Source organism: Streptomyces sp. NPDC096136 (genome assembly GCF_044763325.1).
Taxonomy (GTDB): Bacteria; Actinomycetota; Actinomycetes; order Streptomycetales; family Streptomycetaceae; genus Streptomyces.
Genome location: NZ_JBIWFZ010000025.1, coordinates 1 through 22,882, shown reverse-complemented (window position 1 = coordinate 22,882; position 22,882 = coordinate 1). Strand labels below are relative to the sequence as shown.

Genomic DNA, 22,882 nt, shown 5'->3' with positions numbered 1-22,882 from the left:
GCGGGCGCGGGGTCGTGGTCGGCTGGCTCCTGTACTCCGCACTGAAGACCCCGCGATGGGGCGCCTTCCGATGTACGAGACCGAGGAGCCGCTGGATGTCCCGGCAACAGAACCCACGAGCGCAATCCTCTCCCCGCTGTGACCGGCGGTCGCGGCCGGTCCGGCTGCTGACCGCGGCCGCCCTGGCGGCTGCGACCGGGCTCGCGCTTCCCGGACCGGCTGCCCAGGCCGCCCCTTCCACCAGCGTCCGGTGTTCGGTTCCGGACCTCGTCGCGGCGATCAACCGGGCCAACAGCACACCGGAAGCGGACACCATCCGACTGGCCCGCACGTGCACGTACGAGCTCCTCACCGCCGACCCCGGCAGCCACGCAGACGGCCTGCCGGCCATCACCAGCGACATCACCATCGACGGCGAGGGTGCAACGATCACACGTCCGCCCTCCGCCCCGAGATTCCGCATCCTCCGCGTGGGCGAGACGGGCACCCTGACGCTGAACAGCACGACCATCAGCGGCGGCCGGGCGACGGACTGCCCCCTGTTCACCGGTCAAGGGGTCTGCGGGGGCGGCATCTACAGCCAGGGCAGGCTGACAGTGAACCACGGCCGGGTGGTCCACAACACCGCCAACGCCGCCGTCGACGGTGTCTTCGCGGAGGGCGGCGGCATCGACAGCGACGGCACGGCCACCGTGAACGACACCGAAATCAGCCACAACTCCGCCACCTACTCCGGCGCCACCCCTTCCAGTGCCGAGGGCGGCGGGATCGCCAACGACGGAGCGCTGACGCTCAACCGCAGCCGGATCACCGACAACACCATCGCCGTCACCGACGACACCGGCAGCTTCGCGTTCGGCGCCGGGCACGCCGCTTTCGCCCTCACGACGATCGAGCACAGCACCATCGGCGCCAACCACGCCCGAGCCGCCGGCGGCACGGCACTGGCCGCACTGGCCACGGGCGGCCCGGTACCGGGCGAGACGACCACCCTGACGGTGACCGACAGCACCATCGCCGGGAACACCGCCAGCGCCCCGCACGGCCTCGCCGTCGGCGGAGGGGTCGGGACCAACTTCCCCGTGTCGTTGATCCGTACCCGCGTCATCGACAACACGGCCACCGCCCCCGGCGGCACCGCGCGGGGCGGTGGGATCCACATCGGCCGTACGGGTGAGATCACCCTGCGGGACAGCACCGTGCGGAACAACACCGCCCATGCCCCCGGCGGCACCGCCCAGGGCGGCGGGATGAGCAATGCCACCGGCGGCACCGCAAGGACCGAACGGTCGCACATCGGCAAGAACACCGCCGACGCCCCCGACGGGGGCACCTCCCAGGGAGGCGGCGTCTACAGCGCCGTCGGCTCCACGACCCTGACCAGGGGCAGCGTCACCGACAACCGGGCCGCCGAGGGCGGCGGGATCTTCAAGGAGTCCGGCACGGTCACCCTGAACGACACCCCGGTCAGAGGGAACCACCCGGACAACTGCGCGCCCGCGGGCAGCGTGCCCGGCTGCGCCGGCTGAGCGCCGGGCGGGCCGGTGGTGCGAGGGGGTCGGCCTCGGTGAGTGTCGCGAGAATTCCCTGTCACCGCACTCGGCGCGTGCGGTGCGCCGCTACCCCCGGGTGTCGGGCCGGCCCATCCACCAGTTGCCCGGGGCGGTGGGGTCGGTGCTGGACCAGTACTCGACCACCGCGGACTCGAATTCGGCCGGGTCGAGGGCACCGTCGCCGTCGCGGTCCAGGTGGGCGAACGCCTCGTCCAGGTCCGCCTGGCCGATCCCCGGGAAGTGGCTGCGCTGGAAGGCGTCGAACTCGGTCCTGTTGACCAGGCCGTCGGCATCGGCGTCGGCGATGGCGAAGAACGCCCGGGCGAGCGCGCCGACGGTGGTGGCCGCGGCCTCGGGGTCGGCGGCCAGGGTGAGGGTGCTGGTGACGAATTCCCGCTTGGTCATGCGGCCGTTGGCCCCGCCGACGTGCGGGGCGTGCAGGTCGCGCCAGACGGCGACGTAGGCGCCGACCATGCGGATGTGCTCGGCCGAGCCACGGGCGTAGCCGAGCTGGTCGGCGGCCCGGTCGCCCATGATGACGTGGTCGGCCTCGGTCAGGGCCCCGTCGCCGTCGGCGTCCAGCAGATCGAAGCCGTGGCTGATCTTCCCTCGCAGGATGTCCATGGCGGTGAACGTAGCGCAGGAGCCGCAGGCCCGGGAGCCGGTCACAGCGGTGACCCACGATCGGGCTACGCCGTGGGAGGGCTTCGCAACCGGCCGGCAGGGGGTGGGCCGGGCCGTCGGCAGGTCAGGAGGGCTGGTAGCCCGCCTCCGCCAGGATGTCGGTGATGCCGTTCGTCGCGCTGGCGGCGTAGGAACCGGCCACGTCCAGGTCGAACCTGGCGGACGCGAGGGCGAGGAAGGCGCTGGCGTCGAAGGGTTGCCGGTCCACGGCTGACAGGCACTTGCGGCTGCCGTCGCGGGCGAACCGGCCGAACTCGTGCCAGTCGGCCTGGGGCCCTGCGTCCGGCACGCGGAAGTAGTACCCGTCCTCCCACGCGGCGAGCGTCCCGAGCTGTGCGCACAGCGAGCGGATCCGGGCGAGCGCCGGGGCGTGCGCCGCCGGGTCGGCGTCGAATGCGACCTCCACCGTTCTCAGCTGGTCGGCGGCCGCGACGGCACTGCCCAGCAGGTACTTCCCGCCGTGCCGGTACCAGGCGCGGACCTGCCGGGCCCGCGCCTGCGGTGACGTGGTCGGCGGCGCGTCGCCGAGCAGTTGCCGGAAGCTCCGTTGCCCTGCGGCGTAGTCCGGAAGAGAGGTCTGGTACTTGGCCATGGTGAGCGGCGCCGCGACGGCGAGCGCGAGCACCAGCGCCGTCGGCAGGCCCACTGCGGACCACCGGACGACGGGGCGCCTCTCGGACGGGCGTCGGCGTTCCGCGGGTTCGGGCCGCGTCCGCCGTCGCAGGACGGCCGACCCCACGGCCGGCAGGGGGGTTGCCAGGAGGGTGACCAGTGCGGCGAGCAGGAGCGTGACGTTGACGAAGGCGGCCAGGTTTCCGTCCGGAAGCGCCTTCCACGCCGGGCGCCAGCCGCAGTCGGTGTTCCACACGCTCAGGGGTGCCGCGCAGCCGTCGACGGACATCAGCACCACCGTGCCCGCGAGGCCGAGCGTCGCCGCCGTCTGGGTTGCGATCAACGTGACGAGGAGGTCTCGGCCGCGGCAGGCCCACAGCGCGGTGCCGGTCAGTACTGCGGCGAGAGCCACGAACGTGAAGGCCAGGTACCGCAGTCCCTCGATCCCGTTGCCCGGCGCCGGCCCGGCCTGTCCGGCGTGCAGGTACGCCAGGGCGCCCGCGACCGCGAGCCAGCATCCCGTTCCGCCGATCAGCCCCGGCCCCAGTGCCCGGCGCAGCGGTGGCGGTGTCTCCCACCGGGCGGCGGAGGGGTCGCCGTCGAGCCGGGCGCGGGCCAGCCAGCGGGGGCGGTCGACGGTCGGCCCCAGGGCCAGGGCCAGGGCCGGTAGGAGCCAGGTCGCCGCTGCGGCGGCGATGAACAGGGGTGAGTTCAGCGAGGTCAGGAGCAGGGGTATCACCACGGCGGTGGCTGCGATGGCGGGGTGCCCCGTGTCCGTGGCGCCGGGGAACATCCGCAGGACCGCCTGGCGCGAACCGGTGGCGCCCGCCGTCTGCCAGAACAACCCGTAGACGCCCTGGGTCGTCTGCCAGGTGAACCAGACCGTCGCGACGACGAAGCCGGCGGCCAGGCACAGCGCGAGGGCGGGTCGCAGGGACCTCCCGCGCCAGGTTCCGGCCCACAGGCGGGCGCACCGGGTGACCCAGACGGTGAAGGCGGTGCCGGCCGCCACGATCAGCAGCAGGCCCGTCAGGCCACCGATCCACCACTGCGACGCACCGGCGCCCAACCCGATGAACAGAGCGCCCGTACCGAGGCCGGCGCCCAGCCAGAGTCCGGGGCGCACCCCGGTGGGGGCCGGACGGCCCGTCACCACCGCGTAGGCCACGGACCGCCAGAGCGCGGTTCCGATCACGCCGCACACCAGGACGGCCGGAACGAACGCCGTCCCCTGGGATGTCCAGGCGCTCAGCCGCCGGTACGTGCCGAGGTAGGTCAGGAGTTGGCTGTGGATCAGCACCGCGCTCACACCGGTCAGAACGATGGGCAGCGGCCGGAGCCCGAAGAGCGGGGAGGGATCGGCCAGCGCGGACCGGCGCACCTGCGCCGGCGGGTGGGTGCTCCACTGCTCCCTCAGGGAGTCGGCGACGGAGCGCAGTCCCCGGGAGGCGGGGGCTGCGGTGATGGAACGGTGCAGGTCCGCGCCCCAGCGGTCCGCTGCGAGGTCCGCGTGGATCTCCCGCGCGCGCAGCACGTCGGCCCGTGCGAGGTGGACGAGGGCGACCAGGAGGAGGGGGAGCAGGAACGTACGGATCTGGTACGGAGCGGTGGCCAGCCAGGTGGGAGGGGCGAAGGTGCTGAACTGGAAGGCCGACCAGAGCAGGTAGGGCAGCAGGACCAGCGTGCAGAACGCGCGCCACAGTGCGACGGTGCCGTAGGTCACGGTGACGTCCCGGTTGGCGATGTGGGCGAGTTCGTGCAGCAGTACGGTCCGCACGTGCCCGGGGTCGGTGTCGCGGCAGGCGAGCAGGCCGCCGTGCAGGCTGATGACCGGCCGGCGATTCCGGCCGAAGACCACCGCGCCGGCGGTGGGAGCGGCCCGGTCGACCACGACCCGGGGCACCCTGGCCAGCCCTGCGGCCCCGGCCGCCTCCTCGACCAGCCGCAGGACGGCACCGTCCTTGTCGAGGGTGTGCAGGGCGACGAGGCGCCGCCGGCGCGTCTTCCAGGCCGGCAGCAGGAGGAAGAGCAGCGCGGCCGCGACGGTGAGGAGCACCGGCAGGACGGCGATCTGCCACCAGGGCGGCAGAGGGGCGGACTGGTCCATGCACGCCCAGAACGGAATCCACTGGGTGGCCACGCGGGTCATCGCGGCCGCGTCTCCGGCCCGGTTCGGATCGAGCCCGGCGGCGAGCAGGCAGTCGACGCCGTCGTCGGCGTGCAGGGTCCGCTCGACCGGCAGGATCATCGCACCAGCGGCGGCCAGCATCAGAACGACCAGCATGACGAAGCGGATGGTCGTACCCGCACCCAGGGCCCGCTCGTCGATGCGCGGCCGGGTGGGAGCGGCGTTCACCGCGGCTCGCCGCCGGCCGGTTCGTCCGCCTCCTCCCCCTCTTCCGGAGGCCCGGAGGCCGGTTCCGCCAGTACGGATGCGGCGACCACGGCATCGGCGAGCTCTGCCGCGCGTTCGGCGGTGAGGCCCCGCCGGGTGGCGGCCTCGACCACACGCTGGTGGACCTCGGCCAGTTGGGCCCGGTCCAGCGGCGGCAGAACGGCCGGCGGCGGGGGGCGGCGCGAGAGCCGCCGTAACCAGGCGCCCGAACGCCGGCCGGCCCGCTCGACGGCCGCGCCGACGAGGGTCGCGGCCACCTGGTCCAGCACCAGCCACACCACCGCTGTGACCAGCGCGGCCACCTCGGTCACGCCGAACCCGAGCGGATCCCGCCGGCCCCGGCCCGACAGACGCCGCACCACCGCGGCGTCGTCCAGCGCCAGCAGCCCGTCCACCAGCACGACCTCGTTCGGCGCCACCTGCGCCACCACGTCGCAGACGATGTCCCGCACGCGGCGTCCGCTCACCGGCACCCCTGTTGAACCCATCCAAGCCCCCCGTGACCGCTCGCCCGGAACAGGCGTTCACGATGTCATGACGGCGGCCGACTCCGCCATGCCACCGGGCAATGCCGCTCGGGCGAGCCGGCGCGGTGAGGGCTCCCGGGGCGGCGCCGCTAATTGAGCCGTGCGGTCTGGCTGGCGACGAGCTCGCCGCCGACGAAGCCCTCCACCCGGGCCGAGTGGGCCGTGGCCGCGTCGGGGACGGTGAGGTCGGCCTGGCCGTCGGCGAGGTCGACGGAGGCACGCGGGCGTTGGTCGACGTAGACGTCCAGCCGTTCGACGTTGGTGGCCTTGACCTTGAGCCGCAGGCCGCCGTCGGCGGCGGCCGTCGCGTCCGTGATGTCCAGGACGTGCGGCGTGAGGCCCTTGAGGACCTCCCCGGCGCGCTCGAACAGGTCGGCGTTGCCTTCCAGCAGGTCCCGGCGGGTCATCCGGTACGGGACGTCCGGGGTGATGCCGAGGTCCTCCACCGGTGTACCGGAGTTGCTGCCCACCCGCAGGCTGCGGCGGATCGCCACCCGCATGCCGGCTCCCTTCGGCAGCGGCCGGTACGGTGTCTCGGGGTCGCCCGTGAGGAGCTCGACGAGGTGCCGGTGCTCCCAGACGTTGGCGCCTCCGGCTCCGGTGTTCTCGTCGGTGCCGAGGACGGGGCCGATGTGGTGGTCCTGGAAGCCGGCGGCGAAGATGTCGGTGGCCGAGTAGCAGCGGGCGCTGGTGATGAGGACGACCGGGCCGAAGTACTGCTGGCCGATCGCGTTGGCGGTGTCCTCGGGCGTGAGGGCCACCGCGCTCGAGTAGGTGCTGCCGATCTCGACGGCCTGCTCCATGGAGGGCAGCCAGGCGCCCAGTTCCTGCTGGTTCCTGCGGCAGATCCGCAGGTTCAGCGGGGTGTTGATGAACTGCGTCGGCTCCGGGGTGACGTGGCGGGGGGTGAGGGTCTGCAGGGCGAGTTCGGAGTTCCAGATGACGCCGCCGCCGTTGTCGCGGACGTCCAGGATCAGTCCGCGGTCCGGCATCCGGCGGAGCAGGCCGATGAACTCGTTGACGAACCCCTGCACATCGGGTTCGTTGAAGGTGAAGATCCGGATGTAGCCGAAGGTTCCGGAGGCCGTCTGCACCTCCTGCGCGCGGAACGACTTGGGCATCGAGGTGGAGATCTCGCCGGCCCTGACCTCCGGGGCGGCCCCGCCCGCTTCGAGGGCCTTCTGCCGTGCGACGACCTTCGGCGCGAACAGCATCACCTTGGCGCGGTTGGCCTCGTCCATGTCGAGGTCCAGGCCCATGGCCAGCGCGGCGCCGGTCGGTGCCGCCGCGCCCACGAACGGCGGGAGGAGGGCGTTTTCCACGATCCGCCAGCTCTCGCGCAGCTCGCGGGGTGTCGCAGTCGTACCGGAGTCGACGTAGCTGACGGTGACCCACTCCTCGAACGGGGGCAGGTGCATGGCCAGAGGTCTCAGGGTCAGCGACTGGATCCCTCGGCTGCGGCGGGCGGCCGCGTTGCTGCCGGCGAAGCGGGCGGCGTTGAGGTCGACGGCCTTGGCGATGGGGATTCCGCTCCAGTGCGTGATCTCGACGCCGGGCCCGAAGCCCGGGGCGGAGAAGCCCTGGGCCACGTGGGTGACCATGAAGTGCTCCCCCTGGGCGTCCTCGTAGCGCTCCACGAGGAACGGCAGGAAGGCGATCTTGCCCCGGTAGGGGTCGGGGAGGAGGTAGTTGGTATGGAGGTCCCGCACCGAGTGGAAGACCTCGGACATCTCCGCATGGAACAGCCATTCGACGGGTTCGGTCTCCTCGGTCTGCTGCTCCAGCCGACGGCGCAGCACCCGCAGGCGCTGCACCGGGTTGACGGCGTACATGGCGGACTTGAGCGGCAGGTGGACGTAGTTCTGGTCCAGCATGAGCAGCGCCTGGTCGACGATGAGCCGGCGCTCGGCCAGCGTCAGGGTGCCGGCGCCCGCGAGGAAGGCGGGCAGTCCGGTGGCCGCGGCCAGGTGCTCCCGTACGGCTTCGGCGGCCTGGGGGACGAAGTCCGGGGTGGAGCTGTCGGCGCGGTGTGCCATGGGTTCCTCCCGAGGTGGGGGTGGGCGGGGTTCCGGGGCTGTCGCCCTCAGGTATTGCCCGGCCTCCTCGGACGAGTGGGCCGTGGGCCTCTCTTTCGCTCTTTCGCCTGAAAGGCGGCGGTGTACTCGGTCGACGACGATGACGCCACCGCCCGAAACCGCCTATGGAATGGTCGGGTTCCACCGCCGGCCCGCAGGGCGGCGGGCCGGGCCGGCTCCGGCCGCATGCCGCCCGCGCCCGGCCCCGCGCCCGGCCCCGCGCCCGCGGTCCGCAGGGCACCGAGAACCGCCGGCCTCGGTGCCCCGGGGACGGCCGCGCTCCCGGCAGGCCTGCGCTCCCGCTCCCGCTCCCGCCGAGCGCAACGAAGCGGATCAGCCCAGGACGGCCTCGCCCAGCAGGCGGGCCGTGTCGGCGACGAGCTTGCTGTCGTTCGGTCCCTGTGGCGCCTCCGGCCTGGTCGTCAGGACCGCCATCACCACCGGCACACCGGCAGGGCTCCAGACCACACCCACGTCGTTGGCGACGCCGTAGGCGCTGCCGCCGCCGGTCTTGTCGGCCAGCCGCCAGCCGGGCAGCCCCTCCTTGAACCGCTGGGTGTTGGTGGTGTTGGCGAGCAGCCAGCCGGTGAGCCGGTCCCTGTCCGTGCGGGGCAGTGCGTCGCCGAGCAGCAGCCGGGTGTAGGTCTCGCCGATGGCCCGCGGGCTGGTGGTGTCCTCGGTGCGCCAGGGTTCGGCGGAGTTCAGGGTCGGCTCCCAGCGGTCGAGCCGGGTGACGCGGTCGCCGAGGGACCGGGCGAAGCGGGTGATCGCGGTCGGCCCGCCGAGCTCGCGCAGGAGCAGGTTGCCCGCGAGGTTGTCGCTCTGGCTCACTGCGGCCCCGCACAGGGCCTCGACCGTCATCCCGTCGGCCACGTGCTCCTTGGTGACCGGGGCCCACTCGGCCGCCTCGACCTCGGCCGCGGTGTAGTGGATCCGGCGGGCCAGGAACTCGCCGTCGCGGTCGAGGTCCCGCAGGACGGCCGCCGCGGCCAGCGGCTTGAACACCGAGCAGACCGGGAAGAGCTCCCCCGCCCGGTGGACCACCGTACGGCCGGTGTCCAGATTGCGGGCGTAGACGCCGATACGGGCGCCGTGCTCCCGTTCCATGTCCCCCAGTCGGCGCAGAGTGCCCGGGCCCGCTCCCGGCCGGGCCTGCGCCGACGCCCGGCCGGCGGCGCCGAGGCCGAGGGCGGCCAGGCCTCCCGTACCGAGAGCCAGGACCGTACGCCGGGACGGACTGCTCGCCACGCGCTTCACATCGTCTCCTCACCGTTGATCATCACTACGGGAGGAAACACGCGAAACATCCCAGGACGGTTGCATCCACGCACGCCCCGCTGCGCGAGAACGGCGTTCCTGGCGGGCCCTCAAGCCCGCACCCGGTACGGGGCCTCGCGGAGCGAAGGCTCAGGCGACGAGAAGGCGCAGGCCAGCTCGGCCGCGTCGAGCGCCACGAGGTCGCGGTTGCGCTCGGTCCAGCGGCCCGAGGCGAGGTCGGCGCGGAGCATGTCCACCGCCCGCTGCTCGGCCTGCGGGCCGACTCTGGTCCACACCGACACCGCGCGGCGCACCCGTTCGTCCAGGTACTCCTCGGGTCGGCGCCAGTGCGCCTCGAAGAAGCCGTCGGCGCAGTCCCACGGGACGAGCACCGGCTCCGCGCGGCCCCCGATCGCACGGGTCATGTCGGCGAGCGACGGCCAGTCGGCGAGAAGGCCGGCGAATTCGGGCAGGTAGTCGCGGGTGAGCCAGAACCGCTGGAGCCAGCCGGTCGTACTGGCGTCGTAGGTGAACACCACCACGCGCCGGGCCACCCGCCGCATCTCGCGCAGCCCTGCGATGGGGTCCGGCCAGTGGTGAACGGTGCTGACCGCCATCGCGGCGTCGAAGGACTGGTCGGCGAACGGCAGGCGCTCCGCGCCGGCGGCCACGCACGGGGCCGCGCCCGCCGGGCGCTGCGCCCGCATCACCGCGGACGGCTCCACGGCCGTGACGTCGCGGTCCGGCGGCTCGTAGGAGCCGGTGCCGGCCCCGACGTTCAGCACGGTCCGCGCGTCCCCGAGCGCCTCCCAGATCCTCGCCGCGATCCGCGGCTCGGTGCGCCGGGTCGCCGGGTAGGCGAATCCGATCGCTTCGTACAACTGCGCGCCGAACACCTTCAACTGGTCCTCCGGCGTCGTCCTGACCCCCATGGCCCACTCCTCCAGCTCCTTGTCGATGGCCGTCACCATGACGGCGGTGCGGTCCCGCTGTTCGACCAGCAGGCCGCGCAGCCGGCGCAGGCGCGCCGTCGCGTCGGTGGCAGGGTCGTCCACCAGATCCGCGATCTCGCGCAGCCCGAAACCCAGCCGCCGGAAAGCGAGTACCTCCCGCAGGCGCTCCACGTCGCCCGCCGAGTACGCCCGGTACCCCGCGCTCGTCCGCGCGGACGAGCGGACGAGGCCGATCTCGTCGTAGTGGTGCAGGGTACGGACACTCACGGCGGCCAACTCGGCCACACGTCCTACGGTCAGGTGCTCGTGTTCTCCCACACCGGCGACTATGCGGCATCACGTCACGTGAGGGTCAAGCGCATCCCGGGCCCCACCCCGACCAGGAGGCCCGGCAGCTCGACATGACGTCGACCGCCGAGCGCGAGGAGCGCCAGGCCTGCGGCGGGTTCCGCCTGCACGCCCACCAGGTCCTCGCGCAGCCGGGCCGACTCGACGCGCAGCCGGTCGCGTTCCTGCCGCAGGGCGCGTGGGAGGCGGTGGTCTTGCTCGCCAGGTCCGCGCCCTCGAACGCTCCCGGCCTCAGCTCGTTCAGCCCGCACGCGACGAGACACGGCCGAGGCCCCGTCCGCTCCTCTGCGCCGCAGGCTCTGACCGACGCGGCCGGCACGGCCATGGCCCCGTCATCGCCGCCGACGCCGGAGGGGTTGGCGGGGCGGCAGGATCCGTACGAGGCGGGCTACGGGCGGCGGACGGAGTGCGCGTCGCGGCGGACGCATTCGCTCCGGTCGGCCGCGAGCGGCCGTTCGCGCAGGATCCTCCGGGCCCGGTGCTCGCCCAGGCTCGTGGCGTACCAGGGGGCCCCGGCGGCCCGGCGCAGGTCGTCGCGGATGTCCAACAGGGCGCAGGAGCGCTGGGGTTCGGGCAGCCGGTCCAGGGCGGGGACGGCGTCCGCCGACAGCCCGCGCAGGTAGACCACGTCGATCCCGCCGTCCCGCTGGTAGCGGGTGACGCCCGCCTCGGCGATGATCCCGTCGGGCGAGACCAGCCCGAAGGCCAGGACGGTCGCGGCCGCGCTGGCGACCACCGCGCGGGCCAGCCAGCGGCCGCCGGCCACCCCGGCCGCCATCAGCAGCACGATCACCAGGCCCAGCCACAGTTCCGTCGTGACCACGGAGAGCCGCAGCCTGGTCAGTCCGTACGCGGCGACGTACAGGTCCATCCGGCGCACGGCGGAGGCGACCACCACCAGGGTCAGCAGGCACAGCGTGCCCAGCACCGCGCGGACCAGGCGGCGGTCGGCGGCCGTGCCCCGGGGTGCCCAGCGCAGGGCGAGCGCGATGACCCCGAGGACGAGGACGGTGGCCCACAGGAGCTGCCAGAAGCCCTGGCGCGCGTACTGGGCGTGGCTGAGCCCGGTGCTCTCCAGCACCTTGTCGTAGCCGCCGAACAGCACGGCCAGCTGTACGGCGTTGAAGCCGGCGAAGAGCAGGTTGAGCAGGATCAGGGGCAGGCTCCACTCCACGCGCGAACGCGGCGTGCCCGGGCGGGACTTCATCCGGTCCCAGCGGTGCGGGGCCGCGGCGGTGCGGGCGGCGGCGAGTGCGAGGACGGTGCCGGCCAGGAAGAGCAGGATCCGCAGGGGCCCCTCCCCCACGGAGACGTCGGGGGTCAGGCCGCCCAGCAGGTCGGCGAAGGCCGCGTCGGCGGAGGCGAACAGCGCCCCGAACAGGAGCAGCAGGGCCGCCCCCACCACGACCGCCTTGGCCACGGGCAGCCAGTGCTCCCGGCCCGTTCCGCCGCCGCGCGCCCGGACGCCCGCCCAGGCCCAGGCGACCCCGCTGACGGCGCTGTCGAGGAAGCCGAGCGGGCCGAGCACGACGCCGGGCCATCTGCGGGTGCCGTGCAGGGCCAGGGCGGCCAGGGGGACGGCGGCCAGCACCGCCAGCGTGGAGGGCCAGGCGGAGTCGCGCAGGGCCGGCACCGCGAGCAGCGCCGCGCAGCCGAGGGCCCAGGCCAGGCTCCAGGGGCGGGCCTTGCGGCCGGCGGCGCGGGCCGAGGCGTACGCGGCCACCATGGCGGGCAGCGCGGCGAGGAGCAGCCCGGGGCCGACCCCGTCCCCGAGGAGGACGGCGGCGGCGAGGCCGGCGGCGAGCGCGGCGGCCAGGGTGACGGTGCGGACCGGCGCGGCGTCGGCCGGGCGGATCCGCCGCCACATGGAGTTCGCCGCCCTCGCGGCGGCCTCCTCCTGGAGCTGCCGCTGGCGCAGCTGGTGCTGGTACAGCAGCCAGGCCGTCCGGTCGTGTCCCGGCAGGCCGGGGGCGGGCGGCGGGGGCGGAGCCTGGGCGGGTCCTCCCGGGTCCGCCTGCTGGGCGTGGTCGGCGGCGTTCTCGGACATCGGGTCCCTCCCCCTGTTGCGGAGGGGCCAGAGTAGGCCCGCCGCCCAGGGTTTTGAACACATTCAATTGATCTCTGTGGCGGGATCGTGACAATCGTGAACCGCCCGGTGCCGCCGGCGGTCCACGCCGTGTCGCCGTCAGTCGAGGCCTTCGATGATGCGGAAGTCGCGCTCGACGCCGTCCTCGAGGGCGGCCAGCGCCTCCTGGTAGGCCTCGCTCTCGCGTGCGGCGACGGCCTGTTCGAAGCTGTCGAACTCGACCAGGATGGTGCGTTCGGCCATGCCGGCGTCGTACACGGCGACCCGGGTGCCACGGGAGAGGACCCGCCCGCCCGCGGCCTGGACGGCCGGACGCGCCAGCTCGTCGTAGGCGGCCAGCTTCTCGGGGTCGGAGATGGTGCGGTAGACGCTGACCCAGTAGCCCTTGGGCATGGAAACCTCCGGTGTCGCGAAGCCGCGTGTCGGCGTTCGTCGTGTGCGGGATGAGGCTATTCGGCCGGTGGGGCCGGGGAGTCGCCGCGGAGCAGGGGCTCCAGCAGGGGGACGTACAGGTCGGCGACCACGTCGGGGTCCAGCCGGGTGAGCCGGTCGGCCTGGACGGTGGCGTAGAGGGCGCCGAGTCCGAGCAGCACGCCGATGGCCATCTCCGCCCGCAGCGGGGCGTCCGGGCCGGGGAGGCGGGCGGCGAGCGCGTCGACGACCTGGGTGCGGAAGTTGGCCCGGGCCTGGCCGCCCAGCTCCAGGTGGTGGCGGGAGAAGGCGATGCGCAGGATCGGGTCGCGGGTCTGGCTGCGCTGGACGGCGAGGAGGTGCAGGACCATGTGCCGGGCGAGGCGGTCCAGGGGGGCGTCGAAGAGGGCCGTGGCGTCGGCGTCGAAGGTGAAGACCTGGGTGAACAGGTGCTCCTTGGTGCCGTAGTACTTCATCACCAGCGCCGGGCTGACGCCCGCCTCGGCGGCGATGGCGGCGATGGTGGTGTCGGCGTAGGCGTGGCGCGCGAAGGCGCGGCGGGCGGCGGCCAAGATGTCCGTGCGGCGCGCGTCGGCGTCACGCGGTCGTGCCGGCCGGCCCGGGGCCGGGTCGGGCGTCGCCGGCGGGTTGCCGGAGGTCGTTCGCGGGCGGGCACTGCGGGGGGAGGCGGAGCTCGGGTCGGGCATCTTCTTCAGTCTCCGGGGGCTGGAGGGGGAACGGCGCGGGTCGCGGCCCGCGCGGGATGAGGCAGGCCGCCGCGCAGGCCAGCAGCGCGACCGCGCCTGCGGCGGCGAAGGCCGTGCGGTAGCCGGCCAGGGTCGGCGCCGCCACGGCCGGGCCCGCCGTGCCGGCGAACAGGCGGGTGTGCCGGGCGAGCACGGTGGCGACCACCGCGCTGCACAGGGCCTGCCCGATGGTGCGCATCAGGACGTTGAGGCCGTTGGCCGCGGCGGTCTGCTCCAGCGGCACCGCCCGCATGATCAGCAGGGGCAGGGCGGAGTAGGCGAGCGCCGTGCCGACCGAGACCACGGCCGCGCCCGCGATGACCACCCACAGTTGCCTGCTGTCGGCGAAGCGCAGGCCGTAGCCGGCCGCGATCACCGCCGTGCCCAGGGTGAGGGTGGCCTTCGCCCCGCGGGCGGCGGACAGGCGGGCGGACAGGGAGGCGCACAACACCATGATCACACCGCTGGGCACCAGGCAGGCGCCCGCCGCCACCACCGAGAGCTCCAAGCCGTAGCCGGTGGCCCGGGGCGCCTGGACCAGTTGTGCGGTGACCAGGGAGTTGGCGTAGAAGGCGAATCCGGCCAGCAGCGCGGCCAGGTGCGGCAGCAGCACGGCCGGGCGCGTCGCCAGCCGTACGTCCACCAGCGGCCGCGCCGCACGGCGCTGGTGGACGGTCCATCCGGTCAGGACCAGCAGCGCCGCCCCCGCCAGGCCCAGCGTCCGCGCACTGCCCCAGCCCCACTCGCCGGCCTTGGACAGCGCCAGCAGCAGGAGCACCAGCCCCGCGCTCAGCCCGCACGCCCCCGGCAGGTCGAAACGCCCCGGAGACCGGACCGGCTCCTCGCGCAGCAGCCGCCACGCCAGGGCGAGCACTGCGGTCGAGAGCACGGCCATGGCCCGGAACATCGCGTGCCAGTCCGCGTACTGCACCAGCAGCGCGGCCAGCGGCAGCCCGAGCGCCGCGCCGATGCCCACCGTCGAACTCATCAGCGCCACCGCGGACCCCGTCCGCTGCGGCGGCAGCACGCCCCGCAGGAAGCTCATCGCCAGCGGCACCACCGCCGCACCCACCCCCTGCAGCGCCCGCCCCGCCAGCAGCCACGGAAGGGTGCCGGCGAACGCGCACACCAGCGACCCCGCGGCGAGCGCCCCCAGCGCGAGCAGCAGCATCCGCCGCTTCCCGTACATGTCCCCGGCCCGCCCCATCAGCGGCGTGGCCACCGCACCGGTCAGCAGCGTGACGGTGACCACCCATCCCACATCGACGGGCGCGGCACCGGTCAGCCGGGGCAACTGCGGCAGCAGCGGCACCACGGCGGTCTGCACCAGTGTGGTGACGATGCCGCCGGCCGCCAGCACGGCCATGACGCCACGGTCGGCGGCCGGAGACGGCGACGGACGCGAATCAGCGGGCACAGCGAAGCCCCTTCCGAGGTGAATGGCGTTCACCAACCTAGGTGAACGCCATTCACCTCGCAAGGGGGGCCGCCACGCGCGACAAGGAGGACGAGGTCCCGTCCGATCCGCGAGCGGACGGGACCTCGTCCTCGCCCGTCAGTTGCCGCCCAGCACCGTCGCGTACGCGGTCTCCCGCACCTCCCGGTCCGGATGGCGGCGCAGTGCCAGGACGACGGCGCGGCAGGCGTCCGGCCACTGCTGGCGGACCCCGACGGCCCTGGCGAGGGCGATGGCGAGGAGGCCCTCCGCGAGAGCGCCGCCGTCCGCCAGCCGGCCGGCGGCGTCGAGGGCTTCGGCGGGGTCGGGCAGCGGGTCGCCGTACCGGTGCATCGTCTCCAGCACCTCGGCCGCCCGGGCGGCGAGGACCGGACGTCCCCGCACCGCGCGGGCCAACTCGTGGAGTGCGCCCAGCAGTTCGGGTCCGTCCGCCGTCAGGTCCACCGCCCCGACGAGGAGGGTCGTGCGGGTGGAGGCCAGCGCCGGTTCGACCTCCAGCCTTCGGGCCAGGGCGGCGCACGTCCGGGGATCGCCGAGCCCCGGACCGACGAGGCCCTCCAGGCGGCGACGGGCCGGCAGGTCCCGGCCGGGCCCCGCGCCCTCCGGTTCGCCCGCCGCGACGAGCTCCAGGAGCCGTTCCACGACCCCGTGCACGAGGCTGCCGGGCTGCACGCCGCCCGTCGGGTGGGACAGTCCGGACCCGGCCAGGTTCCTCAGCCCGTAGCCCGCCCGCGTGGCGCCGCGGGATGTGGAGAGGTCGGTGTAGACCTCCGCCAGCGCCGCACCGGCCGCGGGCGCGTACCGCGCCCAGTCGCTCAGGAGGGACACGGCCCGTCCCGCCGTCGGCTCCTGCGAGACGAAGGGCAGCCGGGCGACGAGCTCCCCGTACCGGGCCCGGTGGGCCGGGGCCAGGTCCGCCGGTCCCGGGTCCAGGAGCACGGACCGGGCCGCCTCCGGTCCGTCGGCGGCCGCCGATTCCAGCAGCTCCCACACCTCCTCGGCCGGCAGGAGCGCCGGGGCCAGGCCGAGGACCGCTGCCAGCACGTCCGGATGGACGCCCGGGGTGCGGCCCACCCGGGTCAGCAGCGCGGTGGCGGCGCCCGGGGGCAGATGGTGCACGGCGAGGCGCGCGGCGGCCTTCCGTACGGTGACCTTCACCCCGCTCTCGCAGGTCAGGACCGACCGGAGCAGGGCCGCGACCCGGGTGGGCCGGGCGTGGGCGGCGGCGCGTCCCGCCGCGCTCCAGGCGGCCGAAGCCCGGTCGTCCCCAGCCAGGGCGAGCAGGTCCTCCAGGGCCGAGGCCGGGTCGTCCGTGCGGGCGGCCGCGTCCAGGGCCGCCATGCCCAGCACCGTGCCGGCCGCGCTCCCGTCACCCTCCTCGAGCCGTGTCCCGGCCGCCCCGGTGGGGGCGTACCGCCGGAGCAGTTCCCGCCCGTACCGCGGTACGGGGGCCACCGCGCGGAGCAGGGCGGCCCGTTCGTCGAGACCCCGGCCCGGATCGGCGACCACGGCGGCGGCCAGCCGGACGGCCGCCCGCTGCTGCCGGGGCAGCCACCGGTCGGCGTGGCGGAAGGGCGGCAGCGGGCGGGCGGGCCCGGCCGCCGGGAACCGTCCGTCCGGGGGCGGGTTGCCGGTCAGCACCGGGTCCAGCAGGTCGGTGCGTTCGGCGGCGAGGACGGCCAGGACCTCCGGCACGAAGACCGCGGAGGGCTCCCGCTCCAGCAGTACGCCCACCCGCGCGCGCCGGGTCGCGGGGGCGGCCAGCCAGGCCGCCGCGAGCGCCCCGAAGGCCCCGTCCGGGCAGGTGTGCAGGGCCCGTTCGAGGCGGTCGTGGAGTTCCGGGAGCCGGTGGGCGCGGTTCCCGCAGGAGGCGGTGAGCGCGAGCAGGGGCGTGAAGTCCCCCTGGCCGGCGGCCCGGTCGAGCCACGGCCCGAGGACGCCGAGCAGCGCGCGGATCCCGCGCACGGGAAGGTCGCGGCCCAGGTCGCCGAGGTCCACCGCGCCGGTGTGCGCGGTCAGCGCCTCCACGAGGCGCAGGGCGGTCCGCGCGGCGCCCGCACCGTCGGCGGGGTCGGCCCCGGCGGGTGCGGTGGGTGCGGCGGCCCCGGCGGGTGCGGTGGGTGCGGCGGCCCCGGCGGGTGCGGTGGGTGCGGCGGCCCCGGCGGGTGCGGTGGGTGCGGCGGCTTCGGGGAGTTCGGCGGCTTCGGCGGAGGCCGCGAGCAGGTTCAGGGCCAGCCTGCGGACCGTGCGCCGGGTCGCCGGTGAGCAGTCCCGGGCCCGCAGGGCGTCCCGGCACAGCCGCTCCAGCAGGGCGGCCGCGGTCCGCTCCCCGGCGCCGGCGGTGGGCACGACCTCGTGGAGGGCCGCCAGGAGCAGGGACGGGCGCAGGTCCGCGAAGGCGTCGAGGGCCTCCTGGCGTACCGGATCGCGCTCGTTGGCCAGCCGTCCGGCGGCCGCCACGAGGACCTGCGCGACCTCGCCCGGCACGCGGGTGCGGTCGGCGTTCAGGACGAGCCGGATCCAGAGCGACCCACGGGCATCGGCGTCACCGGTGCCGAGGGCCGCCAGCAGCCCGGGGCGTGCCTCGGCGGGCGGCAGCAGGGACATCATGCCCCAGACGTCCCAGGCGGTACCCCCTCCGGCCCGGAGCTCCGCGAGCGCGGCGCGGGCCCGGGCGTACCGCTCGTCGGCGGGCAGCAGGGCCAGCAGCCCTTCGTGCGCGCGGAGCCCGGCGCGCGGCCCCCGCGCGGTGAGGACGGCGTCCAGGAAGGCGGGCCGGCGGGGCGGGGGCAGTGACCGCAGCAGTTCGGGGAAGGCGCCCCGGTGGAACCAGCGGGCCGCGAGGCCGGGCAGGGACGGAGAACCGGCCGCCGCCAGCCGCACCAGGACGGCCCGTCCGGGCAGCCGCTCCCACCGCTCGTGCGTCCGGGCGGGGTGGGACAGCCAGCGCACGACGCGTTCGGCGTCCACCGCCACGAGGTCGACCAGCCGGTCGTGCACCGGGCCGGGCAGGGACCCGGGTCCGTGCCGCTCCAGCAGGTCGAGCACGCGGCCGGGCGCGGCCGGAAGGGCGGCGGCGACACCGGTGGCGTGCTGCTTCCACCAGCGGTCGCGCAACTGCTCGGGGAGGTCGCCCAGTTCCCGTTCCGCCTGGTCGAGGACGGCGGCGGGGTGGCGGACGGCCAGGGTGTTCCAGTCCTCGGGGGCGAGCGCCCCGGCCAGCTCGGGCAGCAGCCGGGCGGTGAACTCCGGCGAGCAGCCCGGCAGCAGGCGGGCCGCGTCCCGGTCCCCGTACTCGGTGCGCACCCGGGGCACCAGCCGCTCGGCGAGCCCGGACCGGCGCCCGTCGCGCAGCAGCCGGGCCAGATCGGCGCGGACCACGGCGGGGGCGTCGTCGTACGCGGCCTCGACGGCGGCGTCCGGCACGGGCAGCCCCCGCGTCGCCCGCACGGCATACCGCCGCACCACCGGATCGGGGTCGGCGAGGCGGGCCGCCAGGTGGCCGGCCTCGCCGCCGACGAGGGCGGCGAGCGCGGCGAGGCGGCGCTCGTACGGGCCGAGCGCGTCCAGGGCGTCGAGCAGGGGCCGCAGTTCCCCCCGGCGGGCGAGCCGGTGGGCGGTGAGGGCGGTGTGCCGGAGCCGGTCGGCATGGGACAGGGGCTCGAGGGCGGCGAGCAGCTCGCCGGCGGTGAAGGTCATCGCGGGCATTGTGCCCGAGGGCCCGGTCCCGTCCCTACGGATTATCGGACCGCCGGGGTGCCGGTCCGCCGGCCCTGCGTCCCGTTCGGGGTGGCTCCTCGTGCTACCGCGCGGCCGTGAGCCGCCAGGAGCCGCGGCGGAGGTCGAGCGTCGCGGTGAGGTCGGCGTGCTGCGGGAACGGGAGGCCCAGCCGCCACGGCTCCGGCAGGGCGGCCAGCCTGATGGCGACCAGGTCCTCGGTGACGTCGTCCAGGGCTCCGATCCAGTGCGGTGCGGTGGCGATCAGCTGCTCGGGCAGCCAGGGCTCGGGCTCGGGTACGCGCGAGACGGGCTCCTCGGTGCGCTCGGCGAGGGCGGATCCGGCCAGCAGGGTCAGCAGGCGCGCCAAGACCGCGGCCGGCAGGGCGGGATCACGGGTCTCCACCCACACGTAGCAGTCGTCGTGGCCCGAGAACCAGACGCGCGAGGCTCCCAGGCGGCTCAGGAGCGGCTCGTCCATGTCGGTCGTCCCGAGCACGAGGGCGAGCTCGTCGAGCTGCTCCGCGGTCGCATCGACGGGCACGTCGACCAGAGCCAGCTCGTACGGCGACCAGGTCCCGTCGAGGAAGCGGGGCAGGAGGCCGCGTTCCATCACCAGGAACTCCTCGGCGAGTCCGTTCGTACCGGACGCCCAGGATCCGACGGAGTGGACCGTGCAGGGCACGCCGAGCTCAGCCGCGATCAGCGAGGGCCGCAGGGACTGCCAGTCCTCGTCCAGATAGGAGTTGGTCTCCAGCGACACCACCGCCACCGCGTCGTTCGCCACGGCCACGAGGAGGTCGGCCAGCTCGCCCGCCTGGGCCGCAGCGGCGCTCACACTCCACAGCCCCTCGGCCTCGCGGACGCTGAAGCCCAGCGGGAACGGCAAGCGCTCCAACCCGACACTGTTCACGCTGAAGGCGCCCCGCTGCCCGACCTCGATCACTGCCCCACCCCCGAGTACCCACCGGGCCCGACGGCCCGGCCCGAACATATCAATCCTCGCCGGTCAGCCGGGTCGCGGCCGTCCACCGGGAGAGGGGGCCGGCCGGAGGGGCCGCTGTGCGCCACGCACCGGGAGGGGGTGTGCCACACGCGGGGCGGACGCGGCGCGTCCTGCGGGGTGAGGCCCGCTGTCAGAGGGTGTTGGCAAGATCATCGCCATGAACGGCACACGTACCACCCCGCCGCGGCCGGTCGACATCGCCGCGGTCTTCCCCGCGCTGGCCCCGCTGGCCCGCCCAGCGGTCCGGTTGCACCCGCGTCCCGGCTCTCCCACGGTGCACGACAGCTCGATCGGCGGGCCCCTGCTGTGGCCGGCGCAGGAACCCTGGCGGTACTGCCGCATCGAACACGACGGCCTCCACCCCCTGGTACCCGTGGCCCAGTTGTACGCGCGGGACATACCCCTGCTGCGGCCGCCCGGGCGGACCGACCTGCTACAGGTTCTGTGGTGCCCTTCGGAGCACGCGCCGGACTCAAGCATTCCGATCGAGCTGTCCTGGAGGACGGCGGCGGACGTCACCGACGTCCTGGCCGCGCCGCCCGAGCCGTTCGACGCGGACGGGGACTCCTACGTGCCCGAGCCGTGCGTGCTGGCGCCGGAGCAGGTCACCGAGTACCCCGATTTCCTGGAACTGCCGAAGGAGTTGAAGCAGCAGGTCTCGGACCCCGCGCCCTGGCGGGCGGCGGGCATCGTGGTCGACGACGCCCACCCTCAGGAGCTCTATCACCACGCGCTGTGCCACGCCCCGGGCTGGAAGATCGGCGGCTGGTCCGCCTGGGGGCTCACCGACCCCGTTCCACGGTTCTGCGTGGCCTGCGGTACCGCGATGGCGCCGCTGCTGACCATCGCCTCGTCCGAATGGCACCGCAACAGCACGAGTTGGATCCCCTACGAGGACCGGGTCCCCGGTGCGTCCGACGACAGTCGGTCCAATCCGCCCGGGATCACCGTGCTGGACGTCAATCGCCTCCAGCTGTACGCCTGCCCGGCGAACGGAGGCCACCCGCACACCGACCTGGTCCAGTGAGGGGCTGATGACGCCGGACCGGCCGGCGTCATGACGGCGCCGCCGGGCAGCCGGCGTCCGGCAGCCGCCGGGCCCTGGCGCTGTCGGTCGGCTGTCGCTGGCGACGGTGGTTTGTCGGCGTGCTGCGGGTGGCCTCCGGGAGTGTGGGAACCGGGCGTGGCCGGCCGTGGACGTGCGGCCCCGCCCGCCCTCCAGACCCCTGCGACCTTCCGGGAGCCCCTCGTGCCGTCCGCACCCTCCGTACCCCAGACCCCGCGGTGGGACGTCCACCGGCTGCCTCGCGCCCAAGGGAAGACCGTCCTGGTCACCGGCGGCAACGCGGGCATCGGGTACTTCGTCGCCGAGCAGCTCGCCGGAACCGGGGCCACGGTCGTCCTCGGCAGCCGCGACGGGGCGAAGGCCGAAGCGGCGATCGCCTCCATCGTCTCGCGCGTCCCCGGCGCCGACGTGCGGCGCGTGCCCCTGGACCTGGCCGATCCCGCTTCGCTCGGGGCGTCCGTGGACGCGCTCGGGCTGGACCGCCTCGACGCGGTCGTCCACAACGCCGGCGTGGCGCTCGACCACCCACCGCGCCGCGCGACCCGCGACGGCCACGAGCTGATGTTCGCGACCAACCACCTGGGACACTTCGCGCTGACCCACCACCTGGCCCCCCTGCTCGCGGCCACCCCGGGGAGCCGGGTCGTCACCACCGGCAGCTTCGCCGCCAAGTCCGAACGCCTGGATCTGGACGATCTCCACAGCACGCACGACTACCAGCCCAAACGCGCCTATGCGCGCTCCAAGCTCGCCCAGATGCTCTTCGCCCTGGAACTCGACCGCCGTCTGCGGGCCGCCGGCAGCACGACGCTGAGCGTGCTGGTCCATCCCGGCGGCGCACTCGACTCCCTCACCCCCTCGCGCCCGCCGTTCCACGTCCGCACCACCGGCACACGGCTGGGCCACCTGCCGCTCCGCCTCGTCGTCCAGGGCAAGGACAGCGCCGCCTGGCCCGCTGTCCGGGCCGTACTCGACCCGGGCGTGCGCGGCGGCCAGATGCTCGGCCCCCGCGCCTTCGGACTGCGCGGTGCGCCGAGGACCGAGCCCCTCTGGGGGCACTTGACCGACACCACGGCCGCGGCACGTCTGTGGGCGGAAAGCCGCGACCTGACCGGAACCGACCCGATGTCCACCACGCCGGCGAAGGCCGTCCCCCGCCGTACGGGGCCGGAGACCCCCGGGATGCCGGCCTGGCCGTAATTCGGTTGACCAGGCCGCGGGTCGGCGCTGCACTGTGGCGGGGCAGCGCCGAGCGGCGGTGCCGGCATCCGGGGGAGGCAGCGGCGCACATGGAGATCCGTCATACGACCGACCAGGACTTCGACGCCTTCGTCGAGACGATGCTCGCCGCGTTCGGGTTCTATCCGCAGCCTCCGGTCGACGGCGGCGGGCAGTGGTGGTCGGCGCTCGAGATGGACCGGTGCCTGTTCGCCGTGACGGCGGACGGGAAGCCCGTCGGCACCGCCGGCGCGTACTCCTTCGAGCTCACCCTGCCCGGCGAGACCCTCGTCCCCGTCTCCGGGGTGAGCGCCGTCGGCGTCCTGCCCTCCCACCGGCGGCAGGGCGCGCTCACTTCCCTGATGCGGCATCAGCTGGCCGAGCTGCGCGCCCGCGGGGAGTTCCTCTCCGTGCTGCTGGCCTCCGAGGCCCTGATCTACCGCAGGTTCGGCTACGGACCGGCGACGTACACGGCAGGGCTGACGGTGCCGCGCCACCGGGCGGCCCTCGCCGCTCCCCGGGCGCGCGGGGGGAACGGCGAACCGCTCACGGGCACGCCGGACGGTTCGGTCGAGGTGGTGCGGAGCGGACGCTGCGGCGAGGTCCTGGAGGAGGTCTACGACCGGTACCGCCGCGCGCAGCCCGGCGCGCTGTCGCGCCCCCACCGCTGGTGGTCCCTGCGTGCGGGACAGCCCCCGATCTCGCCCGCGCCGCGGTACGTCGCCCTCCACCGGGACGCCGACGGCGTACCGGACGGGTACGCGAGCTACAC

At 74.9% G+C, this 22,882-nt stretch carries 16 protein-coding genes and 1 pseudogene; 4 read left to right on the top strand and 13 right to left on the bottom strand.

The window, feature by feature from the left end:
* The first annotated feature begins 95 nt into the window (after positions 1 to 95).
* Positions 96 to 1,529, top strand: a complete 1,434-nt coding sequence (locus ACIRBY_RS33745) for a hypothetical protein (protein ID WP_403907936.1) — start codon at positions 96 to 98, stop codon at positions 1,527 to 1,529.
* Positions 1,530 to 1,619: 90 nt separating this feature from the next.
* On the opposite strand, the gene ACIRBY_RS33740 is transcribed toward ACIRBY_RS33745, so the two are convergent.
* The 13 genes and pseudogenes from ACIRBY_RS33740 to ACIRBY_RS33680 form a co-directional block, all read right to left on the bottom strand.
* A complete protein-coding gene (locus ACIRBY_RS33740) occupies positions 1,620 to 2,177 on the bottom strand; it encodes an EF-hand domain-containing protein (protein WP_403907934.1) in 558 nt (185 codons plus the stop codon).
* Positions 2,178 to 2,301: 124 nt separating this feature from the next.
* Positions 2,302 to 5,205 (bottom strand): M48 family metalloprotease, encoded by a 2,904-nt coding sequence (locus tag ACIRBY_RS33735; RefSeq protein ID WP_403907932.1) that lies wholly within the window; start codon positions 5,203 to 5,205, stop codon positions 2,302 to 2,304.
* On the bottom strand, positions 5,202 to 5,711 hold the full coding sequence (locus ACIRBY_RS33730; RefSeq protein WP_403907930.1) for a hypothetical protein: 510 nt from the start codon (positions 5,709 to 5,711) through the stop codon (positions 5,202 to 5,204). The genes ACIRBY_RS33735 and ACIRBY_RS33730 overlap by 4 nt, the downstream gene beginning before the upstream one ends.
* 149 nt (positions 5,712 to 5,860) lie before the next feature.
* Positions 5,861 to 7,807, bottom strand: a complete 1,947-nt coding sequence (locus ACIRBY_RS33725) for a S41 family peptidase (protein WP_403907928.1) — start codon at positions 7,805 to 7,807, stop codon at positions 5,861 to 5,863.
* A 372-nt stretch (positions 7,808 to 8,179) separates the two neighbouring features.
* The gene (gene bla, locus ACIRBY_RS33720) at positions 8,180 to 9,094 is read right to left on the bottom strand and encodes a class A beta-lactamase (RefSeq protein WP_403907926.1); all 915 of its coding nucleotides are present in this window, start codon (positions 9,092 to 9,094) and stop codon (positions 8,180 to 8,182) included.
* 159 nt (positions 9,095 to 9,253) lie between these two features.
* Positions 9,254 to 10,341 (bottom strand): annotated as a pseudogene (locus ACIRBY_RS33715) (methyltransferase domain-containing protein).
* A 56-nt stretch (positions 10,342 to 10,397) separates the two neighbouring features.
* A complete protein-coding gene (locus ACIRBY_RS33710) occupies positions 10,398 to 10,655 on the bottom strand; it encodes a hypothetical protein (protein WP_403907924.1) in 258 nt (85 codons plus the stop codon).
* 137 nt (positions 10,656 to 10,792) lie between these two features.
* Positions 10,793 to 12,451 (bottom strand): DUF4173 domain-containing protein, encoded by a 1,659-nt coding sequence (locus tag ACIRBY_RS33705; protein ID WP_403907922.1) that lies wholly within the window; start codon positions 12,449 to 12,451, stop codon positions 10,793 to 10,795.
* Positions 12,452 to 12,589: 138 nt separating this feature from the next.
* Positions 12,590 to 12,883, bottom strand: a complete 294-nt coding sequence (locus ACIRBY_RS33700; RefSeq protein ID WP_403907920.1) for a DUF1330 domain-containing protein — start codon at positions 12,881 to 12,883, stop codon at positions 12,590 to 12,592.
* A gap of 56 nt (positions 12,884 to 12,939) precedes the next feature.
* On the bottom strand, positions 12,940 to 13,473 hold the full coding sequence (locus ACIRBY_RS33695; protein WP_403907918.1) for a TetR family transcriptional regulator: 534 nt from the start codon (positions 13,471 to 13,473) through the stop codon (positions 12,940 to 12,942).
* A gap of 25 nt (positions 13,474 to 13,498) precedes the next feature.
* Positions 13,499 to 15,013 (bottom strand): MFS transporter, encoded by a 1,515-nt coding sequence (locus ACIRBY_RS33690; RefSeq protein WP_403907916.1) that lies wholly within the window; start codon positions 15,011 to 15,013, stop codon positions 13,499 to 13,501.
* A gap of 189 nt (positions 15,014 to 15,202) precedes the next feature.
* A complete protein-coding gene (locus ACIRBY_RS33685) occupies positions 15,203 to 18,802 on the bottom strand; it encodes a hypothetical protein (protein WP_403907914.1) in 3,600 nt (1,199 codons plus the stop codon).
* Between the two features lie 103 nt (positions 18,803 to 18,905).
* Positions 18,906 to 19,718: a hypothetical protein gene (locus ACIRBY_RS33680; RefSeq protein WP_403907912.1), complete on the bottom strand. Its 813-nt coding sequence runs from the start codon at positions 19,716 to 19,718 to the stop codon at positions 18,906 to 18,908.
* Between the two features lie 265 nt (positions 19,719 to 19,983).
* On the opposite strand from ACIRBY_RS33680, the gene ACIRBY_RS33675 reads away from it, so the two are divergent.
* The 3 genes from ACIRBY_RS33675 to ACIRBY_RS33665 form a co-directional block, all read left to right on the top strand.
* On the top strand, positions 19,984 to 20,853 hold the full coding sequence (locus tag ACIRBY_RS33675; RefSeq protein ID WP_403907910.1) for a hypothetical protein: 870 nt from the start codon (positions 19,984 to 19,986) through the stop codon (positions 20,851 to 20,853).
* A 222-nt stretch (positions 20,854 to 21,075) separates the two neighbouring features.
* Positions 21,076 to 22,092 (top strand): SDR family NAD(P)-dependent oxidoreductase, encoded by a 1,017-nt coding sequence (locus tag ACIRBY_RS33670; protein ID WP_403907908.1) that lies wholly within the window; start codon positions 21,076 to 21,078, stop codon positions 22,090 to 22,092.
* 89 nt (positions 22,093 to 22,181) lie between these two features.
* On the top strand, positions 22,182 to 22,882 hold a 701-nt coding region (locus tag ACIRBY_RS33665; protein ID WP_403907906.1), incomplete at its 3' end, for a GNAT family N-acetyltransferase.

Bases quoted from the DNA above. Each gene is read 5' to 3' on its own strand.
- ACIRBY_RS33745 (WP_403907936.1), top strand. From the start codon at position 96: ATGTCCCGGCAACAGAACCCACGAGCGCAATCCTCTCCCCGCTGTGAC.
- ACIRBY_RS33740 (WP_403907934.1), bottom strand. From the start codon at position 2,177: ATGGACATCCTGCGAGGGAAGATCAGCCACGGCTTCGATCTGCTGGAC.
- ACIRBY_RS33725 (WP_403907928.1), bottom strand. From the start codon at position 7,807: ATGGCACACCGCGCCGACAGCTCCACCCCGGACTTCGTCCCCCAGGCC.
- ACIRBY_RS33705 (WP_403907922.1), bottom strand. From the start codon at position 12,451: ATGTCCGAGAACGCCGCCGACCACGCCCAGCAGGCGGACCCGGGAGGA.
- ACIRBY_RS33700 (WP_403907920.1), bottom strand. From the start codon at position 12,883: ATGCCCAAGGGCTACTGGGTCAGCGTCTACCGCACCATCTCCGACCCC.
- ACIRBY_RS33690 (WP_403907916.1), bottom strand. From the start codon at position 15,013: ATGGCCGTGCTGGCGGCCGGCGGCATCGTCACCACACTGGTGCAGACC.
- ACIRBY_RS33685 (WP_403907914.1), bottom strand. From the start codon at position 18,802: ATGACCTTCACCGCCGGCGAGCTGCTCGCCGCCCTCGAGCCCCTGTCC.
- ACIRBY_RS33675 (WP_403907910.1), top strand. From the start codon at position 19,984: ATGAACGGCACACGTACCACCCCGCCGCGGCCGGTCGACATCGCCGCG.